This is a genomic window from Roseovarius sp. (assembly GCF_965228755.1).
Classification (GTDB): Bacteria; Pseudomonadota; Alphaproteobacteria; order Rhodobacterales; family Rhodobacteraceae; genus Roseovarius.
The window spans coordinates 1,120,480-1,132,703 of the sequence record NZ_CBDDIG010000005.1; the positions used below are offsets into that span (position 1 = coordinate 1,120,480).

Here is a 12,224-nt window from a genome sequence, read left to right on the forward strand (position 1 = left end):
GCCACAGGACGCGGAAGTTGAAAAGGAAGACGAACATGTTTGCGGTCCTCAAGACCGGTGGCAAGCAATACAAGGTCCAGTCGGGCGACATGCTCCGCGTGGAAAAGCTTGCAGCCGACGCCGGTGAAAAGGTGCAGTTCAACGAGATCCTGATGCTGGGCGGCGACAACCCGGTGATCGGGGCGCCTCTCGTCGATGGCGCGGCCGTTCAGGCCGAGGTCGTCGATCAGGTCAAGGGCGACAAGGTCATCCACTTCGTCAAGCGCCGCCGCAAGCACGGCTCGCAGCGCACGAAGGGCCACCGCCAGCAGCTGACCCTGCTGCGCGTGACCGAAATCCTTGAGAAGGGCGCCGACAAGTCGGGCATCAAGGCCGCCGTGGGCGCAGGCGCACTGGCCGCCGGCATGGGCAAGGAACGCTATGCCGACAACGCCACCGACCAGGCCGAGATGGCCAAGCGCGTGAAGAACAAGGACGCCGGCGAGAAAAGCGTCGCCAAGAAGGCGGACAAGAAAGCCGACAAGCCGGCCGAGAAGAAAGCCGAGCCCAAGGCCGAGAAGAAGGCAGAGCCCAAGAAGGCCGAGCCGAAGAAGGCCGCCGCCGACGACCTGACCGCGATCACGGGCATCGGCCCGGCGGTCGAGAAGAAACTGGTCGAGGCCGGCATCACCACCTATGCCGAGCTGGCCAAGGTGGACGCGGACAAGTTCGAGGCCGTCAAGGTCAAACCCGAATGGATTGAACAAGCCAAGGAACTGGCTAAGTAATCCGGCGAGATAGGAGACAACGAGATGGCACACAAGAAAGCAGGCGGTTCATCACGTAACGGTCGCGATTCCGTCGGCCGCCGCCTTGGCGTGAAGAAATACGGCGGCGAAGCCGTCATTCCCGGGAACATCATCGTGCGTCAGCGCGGCAACAAGTTCTGGCCGGGCGACGGCGTGGGGCAGGGCAAGGATCACACCCTCTTCGCCACCGTCGAAGGTTCGGTGACGTTCCACAAGGGCCTCAAGGGCCGCACCTTCATTTCGGTCACGCCAGTGGCGGAGGCCGCAGAGTAAGCCGACCGAAAAGGTGTAATGAGAACATCGGGGGATCGGCAAGGGCCGGTCCCCTTTCTTGTTCGCGGATCGACGCCCACCATCCGTCAATCCCCGGTTCGGGCCCGGCCACGGGCCCCGCGTTTGGGAGGAGAACGCAATGAAACTGGAGACGATCGACACGCAACCCACCCTGGCGGCCGGCCGGTTCGACCTGCGCCCGCCGCGCGCCTCGGATGCGGGGCTTCTGGCGCATTACGCCGGCGACGAGCGCGTGGCGCGCAACACGTCGAGCATTCCGCACCCGCTGCCCCCCGGCACGGTCGAGGCGTTCCTGACCCGCGTCACCGCCCCCGACCGGACCGAAACGGTCTGGATCATCGACGGCTCGCGCGACGGCGGCGAGGAGGTGATGGGCGCCATCGGCCTGAAACGCGTCGACGAGGGCCAGTGCGAGATCGGCTACTGGGTGGCGCACGCCTTCTGGAACACCGGCGTCGCCTCGGAAGCGGTGGGCGCCATCGTGGCCGCCAACCCCTGCAAGTGCCGCACGATCTTCGCCTCGGTCTTCCAGGACAACCCGGTTTCGGCCCGCGTGGTCACCAACCACGGTTTCAGCTACCTGGGCGACGCCGAAACCTTCTCGGTGGCGCGCAACGCGAAGGTGCCCACCTGGACCTACAGCCGGAAAATGGATTGAGCCAGACAGGACCTTTGCCTAAAGGATGACAGCATGAAATTCCTCGATCTCGCAAAGGTCTATATCCGGTCCGGTTCGGGCGGCGGTGGCTGTATCAGCTTCCGGCGGGAGAAGTTCGTCGAGTATGGCGGGCCCGATGGTGGCGATGGCGGCAAGGGCGGCTCGGTCTATGCCGAGGCGGTCGACGGGCTGAACACGCTGATCGACTTCCGCTACCAGCAGCATTTCTTCGCCGATAACGGCCAGCCCGGCATGGGCCGCCAGCGCACCGGCAAGGATGGCGAGGATATCGTCCTGCGCGTCCCCGTCGGCACCGAGATCCTCGACGAGGACCAGGAGACGGTGATCGCCGACCTGACCGAGGTGGGCCAGCGGATCGAGCTCGCCCATGGCGGCAATGGCGGCTGGGGCAACCTGCGATTCAAAACCTCCACCAACCAGGCGCCGCGCCGCTCGAACCCGGGGCAGGACGGGGTCGAGCGCACACTCTGGCTGCGGCTGAAGCTGATTGCCGACGTGGGCCTCGTGGGCCTGCCCAACGCGGGCAAGTCGACCTTCCTCGCCGCCACTTCCAACGCCCGGCCCAAGATCGCCGATTATCCCTTCACCACGCTGCACCCCAATCTCGGCGTGGTCGAGGTGGATGGCGTGGAATTCGTGGTGGCCGACATCCCCGGCCTGATCGACGGCGCGCATGAGGGGCGGGGCCTGGGCGACCTCTTCCTCGGCCATGTCGAGCGCTGCGCCGTGCTGCTGCACCTGGTCGACGGCACCTCCGGTACCTTGGTCGAGGATTATCACACCATCATCAACGAGTTGGAGGCCTATGGCGAGGCGCTGGCCGACAAGCCGCGCGTGACGGTGCTCAACAAGATCGACGCGCTCGATGACGAGGAACGCGCCTTCCTGCGCGACGAGGTGCAGGCCGCGGGCGCGGAAAACGTCATGCTGATGTCGGGCGTCTCGCGCGAAGGTGTGACGGAGGTGCTCCGCGCGCTCCGGGCCCAGATCGACGATGGCCGCCTGCGGGAAAAGGCCAAGGACGAAGAGCCCGAGCCGTGGCAACCCTGAGAGACGCCAAAAGGATTGTCGTCAAGATCGGCTCGGCCCTGCTGGTGGACCGGGCCAGCGGCCAGCTGCGCGCCGATTGGCTCAAGGCGCTGGTGGCCGATGTGGCCCGCATCCGGGCGCGCGGGACGGACGTGATCCTCGTCTCCTCGGGCTCCATCGCCCTCGGACGGGGCGCCCTGGGCCTGCCGATGACCGAACTGACGCTGGAGCAATCCCAGGCCGCCGCCGCCGTGGGCCAGATCCAGCTCGCCCATGCCTATGACCGGGCGCTATCCGAGCACGGCCTCCGCGCCGCTCAGGTTCTGGTGACGCTGGAGGACAGCGCCGACCGCCGCCGCTATCTCAACTCCCGGGCCACGCTGGAACAGCTTTTGAAGCTCGGCGCCGTGCCCATCGTCAATGAGAACGACACCGTCGCCACCGACGAGATCCGCTATGGCGACAATGACCGCATGGCTGCCCAGATCGCGGTGACGGCGGGCGCCGATCAGCTCATCCTGCTCAGCGATGTCGACGGGTTCTATTCCGGCAATCCCACGCAAGACCCGGCGGCGACCCGCTTCGACGTCATCGCCGAGATTACGCCCGACATCGAGGCAATGGCGGGCGATGCCGGCTCGGGCCTCTCGAAGGGCGGGATGAAGACCAAGCTGATGGCCGCCCGCACGGCGACAGCGGCCGGCTGCGACATGGCGATCACCGAAGGATCGGTGCTCAACCCCTTGTCCGCGCTGGAAAAAGGCGCCCCGGCCACCTGGTTCACCGCCCAGGGCGACCCGCAGCAAAAGCGCAAGGCCTGGATCGCCGCGATGAAGCCCAAGGGCCGCATCACCGTCGATGACGGCGCGGCGACAGCGTTGCAGGGCGGCAGCAGCCTTCTGCCCGCCGGCGTCACCGCCGTCACCGGCCGCTTCGGCCGCGGCGACCCGGTCGAGGTGGCCGACACCACCGGCCGCAAGCTGGGCCAGGGCCTCACCCGCTACGATGCGCAGGATGCCGCGCTGATCAAGGGCCTGAAAACACAGGATATCGAGCCACGCCTCGGCTACCCGGCGCGCGGGCCGCTCATCCACCGCGACGATATGGCGTTCTGACCGCCTTTGATGCTACGCTCCCGCCGACCCGCGAAGGACCGCTAACCATGAAAGACCTCGACAACATCCCCGCCCTGATGGCCGAGATCGGCGACCGTGCCAAATCCGCCGCCGCAAAGCTTGCGACCGCAAAGCCGGAGACCAAGCAGAAGGCGCTCGAGGCCGCCGCCGACGCGCTCTGGGCCGCCCGCGCCGACGTGATCGCCGCCAACGGGAAAGACCTCGATTATGGCCGCGAAAAGGGCCTGTCAGACGCGATGATGGACCGGCTCCTGCTCAACGAGGATCGGGTGAAATCCATGTGCGACGGCCTGCGCGCCGTGGCCGCGCAGGATGACCCGGTGGGCGAGGTGCTGGCGGAATGGGACATGCCCTCGGGCCTGCATATCCGCCGCGTGCGCACGCCGCTGGGGGTGATCGGGGTGATCTACGAAAGCCGGCCCAATGTCACCGCCGATGCCGGGGCGCTCTGCCTGAAGTCGGGCAATGCGGTAATCCTGCGGGGTGGCTCGGAAAGCTTCCATTCCTCGGCGGCAATCCACGCGGCGCTGGTCGAGGGGCTGCGCGCGGCGGGCCTGCCCGAGGATGCGATCCAGCTTGTCCCCACCCGCGACCGGGCGGCGGTGAAGGAGATGCTGACCATGACCGGCACGATCGACGTGATCGTCCCGCGCGGCGGCAAGGGTCTCGTCGGCCTTGTCCAGCGCGAGGCGCGCGTGCCGGTCTTCGCCCATCTCGAGGGGATCGTGCATATCTATATCGACAAGGACGCCGACCCCGAGAAGGCGCTGCGCGTGGTGATGAACGCCAAGACCCGCCGCACCGGCATCTGTGGCGCGGCCGAGTGCCTGCTCATTCACCGCAAGGTGGCCGACACGATCGGGCAGGGGCTGATCCGGGCGCTGATCGACGCGGGCGTCGAGGTGCGGGCCGATGCCGCGCTGCAGGTCATTGCCGGCACCCAGGCGGCCAGCGACGAGGATTGGGGCCGCGAATACCTCGACAGCATCATCGCCGCCAAGATGGTCGAGGATATCGACGGCGCCATCGCCCATATCCGGCAGTACCATTCCCAGCATACCGACTGCATCATCACCGAGGATGACAAGGCCGCCGAACAGTTCTTCGCCGAGCTCGACAGCGCCATCCTGATGCGCAACGCCTCGACCCAGTTCGCCGATGGCGGAGAGTTCGGGATGGGCGCCGAGATCGGTATCGCCACCGGCAAGATGCATGCCCGCGGCCCGGTGGGCGCGGCCCAGCTCACCAGCTTCAAATACCTGGTCGAGGGCGACGGCGCGACCCGGGCCTAGAAGAGGATTTCTACTGTCTCTTCAGTGGTTTGAAGCTCGATCTTCGCGTGATCGCCGAGGACATGCGGAAGCAGCAGGAACTGCACCGCCGCCGGCGGTATCGCCTCCGGCCCCGGCGCGCCGCGCAGCAGGTTCCACAGTGCCGGGTCGGGCGACAGCCGGTCCGCCTCGGCCCGGATATGCCAGCGCGCGCCGTCGCGGGCCACCACGATCCGCCCGCCGGCCACCAGCGCCTGTTCCACGCACATCAGCGCCAGCAGCGCCGCCTTGACCCCGGGCCGTGCGAAATCGCCCTCGGCCTGCCAGTCGATCCCGATCCGCCCGGCCTCGTAGACGGCGGCAAGGATGTCGGCCACGGCCTGCCCGGACACCACCTGGCCCGGCTCGGCATCGCCGAAGGCCAGCCGGAAATACTGTATCCTGGCCGAGGCATGGCCCGCACTCTCCGCCACCAGCGAAAATTCCGGGCTTTTCGGCAGGCCCGACAGCTCGAGCAGTTCCAGGCCGTTGGCCACCGCGCCCACCGGGCTGATCAGGTCGTGGCAAATGCGAGACCCTATGAGAGAGGCGATCTTGTCGCTAGGATGGGGCAATGGTTACTCCACGATGGCTGAAACTGCATGTCAGATCTTAACAGTTTCCTGGAACCCGGCATGTTGGTCGAACATCCGCATCAGCCCGACTGGGGCACCGGGCAGGTGCAGTCGAATATCGGCGGCCGGATTACCGTGAATTTCCAGGAAGTCGGCAAGGTCGTGATCGATGGCTCCCGTGTCGAATTGATCCCGGTGATCAAAACATGAAGGAGGTTACGGAAAAGTTAAGGCACCCGAAAGGGGCGATCGGCGCGCGGCCGCCATGTGCCGTTGCGTTCGTGGCCGCTGCGCCATAAAACGCGGGCAACGGAGGCGCGAGGACAGCGATGGGCGGGAGCGAGGAACAGTTCAGCGTCAGGCTGGCGGGCTCGGAAGACGATCTGAGGGCCGCGCAGCGCCTGCGTTACGAGGTTTTCGTCGAGGAACTGGGCGGCGACGGGCCGCTGGTCGACCATGACGCGCGGCTCGAGCGGGACCGGTTCGACCCCTATTTCGACCATATCATCCTGACCGATACCGCCCGGGGCGGCGACGTCGTGGGCGTCTACCGCGTCCTGCGCGACGACCAGGCGCGCGCCGTGGGGCAGTTCTACTCCGAGGACGAGTACGACCTGACGCCGCTGAAACAGAGCGGCCGGCGGCTGATGGAGCTGGGCCGATCCTGCCTGGCGCCACCCTATCGCGGCGGGGCGGCGATGTATCACCTCTGGAACGGGCTTGCGCGCTACGTGCTTGAAAACGAGATAGAAATCCTGTTCGGCGTGGCCAGTTTCCACGGCACCGACGTCAACGCGCTGGCCCAGCCGCTGTCGCTGCTCCATCACCGCCACCTCGCGCCCGAGGCGCTGCGGGTCCGGACGCAGGCGGCGCATTACCAGTCGATGAACCTGCTGCCCGAGGACCGGATCGACCGGCGCGTGGCGATGCTGCAGGTGCCGGCGCTGATCAAGGCCTACCTCCGGCTTGGCGGCTACGTGGGCGACGGGGCCTTCATCGACCACGCGTTCAACACGACCGATATCTGCCTGGTGATGGATACAGAGCGGATGAGCGAAACGCAGAAAAACATTTACTCCAAGGGCATTACGGCGTGACGTTCACCTGGTCGCCTGAGGAGCCCGCGCCGCCCCACAGGATCACGGCGGCGGGCTGGCTTCGGGCCGGGCTGCGCGGGGCGGCGCTGGTTGTCATCCTGCTCGTGGGCGTGGTGGCGATGATGGCGTTGCGGCTGGTGGAGCGGCCGCTTTACGGGCTGCACCGGCCGTGGACGCCCTTCATCACGCAGGTGGTGTGCCGGACGGCGTTTTTCGTGCTTGGCATGCGGCACGAGGCGGTGGGAGAGCGGATGGCGGAACGGGGCGCCGTGGTGGCCAACCATGCGTCATGGCTCGATATTTTCTCGCTCAATGCGCGGAAGCGGGTCTACTTCGTGTCGAAGGCCGAGGTGGCGGGATGGCCGGGCATCGGGTTCCTGGCCAAGATCACCGGGACGGTGTTCATCACCCGCGATCCGAGGGCGGCGAAGGCGCAGCAGCAGGTGTTCGAGGAACGGCTGCTGGCGGGGCACAAACTGCTGTTCTTTCCGGAAGGCACCTCGACCGACGGATTCCGGGTTTTGCCTTTCAAATCAACGCTGTTCCAGGCGTTCTTCAACGATAACCTGCGCGACGAGTTGCATATCCAGCCGGTGACCGTGATCTATCATGCGCCCGAGGGGGAAGACCCGCGGTTCTACGGCTGGTGGGGGGACATGGATTTCGGCTCTCACGCGCTGAAACTGCTGGCGGCGCGTCGGAATGGCAGGGTGAAGGTCGTCTACCATGCCCCTGTAAAGGTTGCCGATTTTGCAAGTCGCAAGGCGCTGGCGGCGCATGTAGAAGGGGTCGTCCGCTCCGGCATGCCGACAGAACGGCAGGTGGCGAGCGGCGAGGCGCGGCCAACCCGTTGAAAACGCTGCAAACGCAACGTCGGTATCACGTCGGTATTTTGTCGGTATAACGTCGGTGCCGGAGACCGTCACACGTCGCCCATCGCCGCGATCAGCCGGCCCAGCTCGGCGGCGGGATCCTCGGCGCCCCAGATCTCGGTGCCGATGCCGAAGAAGTCGGTCACTGGGGCGAGGCGGCGGATCAGCTCCTCGTCGAGCGCGCCCTCGGCCACGACCGGCACCTCGATCATCTGCGACCACCATTCGAACACCTCGAACTCCGCCCGTGACCCGTCGCCCAGCACGGTATCGCCCGCCGGGCCGAAGCTGACGTAATCGGCGCCCGCTTCGCCCGCGCTCATCCCGTCATGGCGCGACGTGCCGCAGAAGGCGCCCACCACCGCGTCTGCGCCCAGCGCCTTGCGGGCGGTGCGGATCTGGCGCGCGCCGTCGGTCAGGTGGACCCCGTCGAGGCCAAGCCGTTCGGCCAGGATGAAATGGGTGTTGATGACGATGGCGATGTCGCGGGCATGCGCCACCTCGCGGCAGGCGTCGGCGGCGTGCGAAAGCGCGGTCTCGTCATGGGTCGAGAGCGCCAGCCGGATACAGGCCACCTCATGCGCGTCGAGCACCCGGGCGAGCGTGTCCGGGAACCGGCTGAGCTCGATCTCGGGCGGGGTGATCAGGTAGATCTGCGGCTGCTCGGGCTCGGCCATCGGGGCGCTCCTCTTTCGGCTTATCCGGGCTGCTATAACTTGGAAAAACGGGGGCGTCCATGGCCGCAAACGCGGGGGCCGCGGAGAGGTCGGGACGCCTCCGGCGGGAGTATTTGGGGAAAGATGAAAGGGCGGGATGCCCCGGCGGGCGCGGCGCCGGTCGCGGGCATCGGACGCCTCCGGCGGGAGTATTTGGCGAACAATGAAAGGGCCGGGGGCTTTTCAGCGGCGGGGGCCTCGCTTAAGAGGCAGGCGGTGAAGGAGAATGCCCATGCCGACCGAGACCCCGCAGCCCGCCTTCGTGCTGGTGCGCCCGCAGATGGGCGAGAATATCGGCGCCGCCGCGCGCGCCATGTGGAATTTCGGGCTGGACCGGATGCGGATCGTGGCGCCGCGCGACGGCTGGCCCAATTCCAAGGCCGCGGCGATGGCGAGCGGGGCCGGGCGGTTGCTGGACGAGGCGGTATTGGCCGACGACCTGCCCGGGGCGCTGGCGGATTGCTCCTACGTGTTTGCCACCACCGCGCGGGTGCGGGGGCTGACCAAGCCGGTCTATGCGCCGGAGCGGGCGATGCAGGTGGCGGCCGAGAAGATCGCCGCGGGCGAGAAGGTGGCGGTGCTGTTCGGGCCGGAGCGGGCCGGACTGGAGAACGAGGACGTGGCGCGGGCCAACGCCATCATCAGCGTACCGGTGAACCCGGCCTTCGCCAGCCTGAACCTTGCGCAATGCGTGTTGCTGACCGCCTATGAATGGCGGCGGGCTTCTGGCGAAGTGGAGATGGAGCGCACCGACATGGCCGGCGCCGACTGGGCCACCCAGACAGAGGTGGAAAAGCTGGCGGATCACTATGAGCAACGCATGGAGGAGGCCGGCTTCTTTTTCCCCGAGCACAAGCGCGAGGGCATGAAGATCAACCTGCGCAACATGTGGAGCCGGATGCCGCTCACCGGCGCCGATGTGCGGATGCTGCACGGGGTTCTGCGGCAGATGGTCCGCTGGAAGGATCGGGCCGAGTGAGCTTGAAGCGGGCGCATGGCGGCACTACCCTCCGCCGGAACAAGGGAAAGGGCCGGGGATGAGCGGCAAGCGCAGCATTTTCGAAGAGGTGGGCGAGGGCACGCCCCGGCGCGAGGCGCCGAAGGGCGGCATGATCGACAAGGGCCGGCGCGGCGCGCGTGGCGCGGTGCGGGCGTGGCTGCTGGTGCTTTTCGCGCTGGTGGTGGTGATGATCGCCGTGGGCGGGCTGACCCGGCTGACCGATAGCGGGCTCTCGATCACCGAGTGGAACGTGGTCAAGGGCGCCCTGCCGCCCACCGACCAGGCCGCGTGGGAGGCCGAGTTCGAGAAATACCGGGCCATCCCCGAGTACGAGCTTCAGAACAAGGGCATGAGCCTCGAGGAGTTCAAGACGATCTATTGGTGGGAATGGGGCCACCGGCAGCTTGGCCGGGTGATCGGTCTTGTCTGGGCGCTGGGGTTCCTGGGCTTCCTGCTGACGCGGAAAATCCCGCCGGGCTGGACCGGGCGGCTTCTGGGCCTGGGCGTACTGGGCGGCGCGCAGGGGGCGATCGGCTGGTGGATGGTATCCTCGGGCCTGACGGGCCAGATGCTCGACGTGGCGAGCTACCGGCTGGCGGTGCACCTCGGCCTCGCCTTCGTCATCCTCGGGCTGATCGCGTGGTATGTCTTCTGCCTCGGGCGTGAGGAGCGGGAGCTGATGCAGGCCCGCCGGGGCCGCGAGCCGAAGCTCTTCAGCCTGTCGACCGGCTGGATGCATTTCGCCTTCCTGCAGATCCTGATCGGCGCGCTGGTCGCCGGCATCGACGCGGGCCGCACCTTCACCGACTGGCCGCTGATGGCGGGGGGGTTCCTGCCCGTCGATTTCTGGATGCCCGAGCTGGGCTGGCGCAACCTGTTCGAGAACCCGGGCTTCGTGCAGTTCACCCACCGGATGGTGGGCTACCTGCTGCTGGCCTTCTCGGTCATGGTCTGGCTCAAGGGCCGGCGCAGCGCCAATAACGCGACGCGCGCGGCCTTTACCGGCGCCTTCATCGCGCTCTGCGCACAGGTGGTGATGGGCATCGCCACCGTGCTTTACGCCGCGCCCTGGCAGGTGGCGATCGTGCACCAGCTTCTGGCGGTGGCGGTCTGGGTGCTGATCATCCGGGCACGGTTCCACAGCCAGTATCCGCTGGCGCAATCGGTCAGGGGGTAAGAGAATGGCGGCCTATGACGAGTTGATGGCGCATGAGCGCGAGACACAGGCGCTGGCGCAGGTGGCCGGGCGGCTGAGCTGGGACCAGGAGACGGTGATGCCCCGCGGCGCGGCCGAGCAGCGCTCGGAGGAATCCGGGGCGATGGAGGCGGTGCTGCATGCCCGCCGGACCGACCCGCGCGTGGGCGACTGGCTGGCGGCGGCCGAGGCGGCGGATGACGTGGCCGAGGCACAGCTTCGGCAGATCCGGCGCGCGCATGACCGGGCGCGGAAGGTGCCGGCCAGCCTTGCCACGGCGCTGGCACGGCTGACCAGCCGGTCACAGGGCATCTGGGCCGCGGCGCGGGCGGCGGATGACTTTGCCGCCTTCGCGCCGACGCTGGAGGAGGTCGTCCGCCTCAAGCGCGAGGAGGCGGCGGCGCTCGCGGAAACCGGCACGCTCTACGATGCGCTGCTCGACGATTTCGAGCCGGGCGCCACGGCGGCGATGCTGGAGACCATGTTCGACGACATGCGCCCCGGCCTCGTCCACCTGCGCAAGCGCGCGCTCGAGGGGGCGGCAGCGGAAGGCGTCAGCGGCGATTTCCCGGCGGAGGCGCAGCTGGCCTTCGCCCGCGAGCTGGCCGCGCGGTTCGGCTATGACGGCACGCGCGGGCGGCTCGACCTTGCGGTGCACCCGTTCTCCTCCGGATCCGGCGACGACGTGCGGATCACCACCCGGACGGCGGCGGACGACCCGTTCAACTGCATCTATTCCACCATCCACGAGACCGGGCATGCCTGTTACGAGCAGGGCGTCGACCCGGCCCTTCGCCTGACCCCGCTGGGCCAGGGCGTGTCGATGGGCGTGCATGAAAGCCAGAGCCGGATCTACGAGAACCAGCTCGGCCGCTCGCCCGCCTTCTGCCACTGGCTTTTCGGCGAGATGCGGGAACGCTTCGGCGATATCGGCGTGGCGGACGAGGCGGAATTCTACCGCGCCGTCAACCGCGTCCATCGCGGCTATATCCGGACGGAGGCGGACGAGGTGCAGTACAACCTGCATATCATGCTGCGCTTCGATCTCGAGAAGGCGCTGGTCTCGGGCGACCTTGCGGTGCGCGATCTCGAGGCGGCGTGGAACGACCGGTTCGAGACGGATTTCGGCTACAAGGTGGACCGCGCCGCCAACGGCGTGCTGCAGGACGTGCACTGGTCGGTGGGGCTCTTCGGCTATTTCCCGACCTACAGCCTCGGCAATGTCTATGCCGGTTGCCTCTACAAGGCACTGCGGGGGGCGGTGCCGGATATCGACGCCCATCTCCAGCGCGGCGATCCGGGGCCGGCCACCCGCTGGCTGCACGAGAACGTGCAGCGCCATGGCGGGCGCTATCGCCCGCGCGAGGTGATCACCCGCGCCTGCGGCGGGGAGGAGCCGTCGGCGGGGCCGCTGATGAGCTACCTCGCCGACAAGTTCTGCGCCCTTTATCCGGGGTGAATTGGGGGCCAGCCCCCTACGTTGAAATCCTGCGGGATTTCAACGCTCCCCCGGGATATTTTCAGCCAGAAGAA

The 12,224-nt window shown here is 67.5% G+C and carries 14 protein-coding genes; 12 read left to right on the forward strand and 2 right to left on the reverse strand.

Annotated elements, in window-relative coordinates:
- The first annotated feature begins 35 nt into the window (after positions 1 to 35).
- The 6 genes from rplU (at position 36) to ACO07J_RS09070 (ending at position 5,218) form a co-directional block, all read left to right on the forward strand.
- Positions 36 to 767 carry a 50S ribosomal protein L21 gene (gene rplU / locus ACO07J_RS09045; protein ID WP_422028353.1) on the forward strand — a complete coding sequence of 244 codons (732 nt, stop codon included), beginning with the start codon at positions 36 to 38 and terminating at the stop codon, positions 765 to 767.
- Between the two features lie 24 nt (positions 768 to 791).
- Positions 792 to 1,061, forward strand: a complete 270-nt coding sequence (gene rpmA / locus ACO07J_RS09050) for a 50S ribosomal protein L27 (protein ID WP_300894615.1) — start codon at positions 792 to 794, stop codon at positions 1,059 to 1,061.
- Positions 1,062 to 1,200: 139 nt separating this feature from the next.
- Positions 1,201 to 1,740 (forward strand): GNAT family N-acetyltransferase, encoded by a 540-nt coding sequence (locus tag ACO07J_RS09055; RefSeq protein ID WP_422028355.1) that lies wholly within the window; start codon positions 1,201 to 1,203, stop codon positions 1,738 to 1,740.
- Positions 1,741 to 1,773: 33 nt separating this feature from the next.
- Positions 1,774 to 2,811, forward strand: a complete 1,038-nt coding sequence (obgE, locus tag ACO07J_RS09060) for a GTPase ObgE (RefSeq protein ID WP_422028357.1) — start codon at positions 1,774 to 1,776, stop codon at positions 2,809 to 2,811.
- On the forward strand, positions 2,799 to 3,905 hold the full coding sequence (proB, locus tag ACO07J_RS09065) for a glutamate 5-kinase (protein ID WP_422028359.1): 1,107 nt from the start codon (positions 2,799 to 2,801) through the stop codon (positions 3,903 to 3,905). Before obgE ends, proB begins: the two co-directional genes overlap by 13 nt.
- A 47-nt stretch (positions 3,906 to 3,952) precedes the next feature.
- Complete coding sequence (locus tag ACO07J_RS09070) at positions 3,953 to 5,218, forward strand: glutamate-5-semialdehyde dehydrogenase (RefSeq protein WP_422028361.1); 1,266 nt, start codon at positions 3,953 to 3,955, stop codon at positions 5,216 to 5,218.
- Here the strand turns inward: ACO07J_RS09070 and ACO07J_RS09075 are convergent.
- Entirely contained in the window at positions 5,215 to 5,811 is a 597-nt protein-coding gene (locus ACO07J_RS09075; RefSeq protein ID WP_422028363.1) for a histidine phosphotransferase family protein, read from the reverse strand. The genes ACO07J_RS09070 and ACO07J_RS09075 overlap by 4 nt on opposite strands.
- Positions 5,812 to 5,838: 27 nt before the next feature.
- On the opposite strand from ACO07J_RS09075, the gene ACO07J_RS09080 reads away from it, so the two are divergent.
- The 3 genes from ACO07J_RS09080 (at position 5,839) to ACO07J_RS09090 (ending at position 7,762) form a co-directional block, all read left to right on the forward strand.
- Positions 5,839 to 6,021: a DUF3553 domain-containing protein gene (locus ACO07J_RS09080; RefSeq protein WP_300894608.1), complete on the forward strand. Its 183-nt coding sequence runs from the start codon at positions 5,839 to 5,841 to the stop codon at positions 6,019 to 6,021.
- A gap of 119 nt (positions 6,022 to 6,140) precedes the next feature.
- Positions 6,141 to 6,908, forward strand: a complete 768-nt coding sequence (locus ACO07J_RS09085; protein WP_422028366.1) for a GNAT family N-acetyltransferase — start codon at positions 6,141 to 6,143, stop codon at positions 6,906 to 6,908.
- Positions 6,905 to 7,762, forward strand: a complete 858-nt coding sequence (locus tag ACO07J_RS09090; RefSeq protein ID WP_422028368.1) for a lysophospholipid acyltransferase family protein — start codon at positions 6,905 to 6,907, stop codon at positions 7,760 to 7,762. Before ACO07J_RS09085 ends, ACO07J_RS09090 begins: the two co-directional genes overlap by 4 nt.
- A gap of 68 nt (positions 7,763 to 7,830) precedes the next feature.
- On the opposite strand, the gene ACO07J_RS09095 is transcribed toward ACO07J_RS09090, so the two are convergent.
- Positions 7,831 to 8,457: a thiamine phosphate synthase gene (locus ACO07J_RS09095; protein WP_422028370.1), complete on the reverse strand. Its 627-nt coding sequence runs from the start codon at positions 8,455 to 8,457 to the stop codon at positions 7,831 to 7,833.
- Positions 8,458 to 8,728: 271 nt separating this feature from the next.
- On the opposite strand from ACO07J_RS09095, the gene ACO07J_RS09100 reads away from it, so the two are divergent.
- Genes ACO07J_RS09100 through ACO07J_RS09110 form a run of 3 tightly spaced genes read left to right on the forward strand, consistent with a single transcriptional unit; the run spans position 8,729 to position 12,150 of the window.
- Positions 8,729 to 9,475: an RNA methyltransferase gene (locus ACO07J_RS09100; RefSeq protein ID WP_422028372.1), complete on the forward strand. Its 747-nt coding sequence runs from the start codon at positions 8,729 to 8,731 to the stop codon at positions 9,473 to 9,475.
- Positions 9,476 to 9,533: 58 nt separating this feature from the next.
- Entirely contained in the window at positions 9,534 to 10,673 is a 1,140-nt protein-coding gene (gene ctaA, locus ACO07J_RS09105; protein ID WP_422028374.1) for a heme A synthase, read from the forward strand.
- Between the two features lie 4 nt (positions 10,674 to 10,677).
- Complete coding sequence (locus tag ACO07J_RS09110) at positions 10,678 to 12,150, forward strand: carboxypeptidase M32 (protein ID WP_422028376.1); 1,473 nt, start codon at positions 10,678 to 10,680, stop codon at positions 12,148 to 12,150.
- Positions 12,151 to 12,224: the final 74 nt, after the last annotated feature.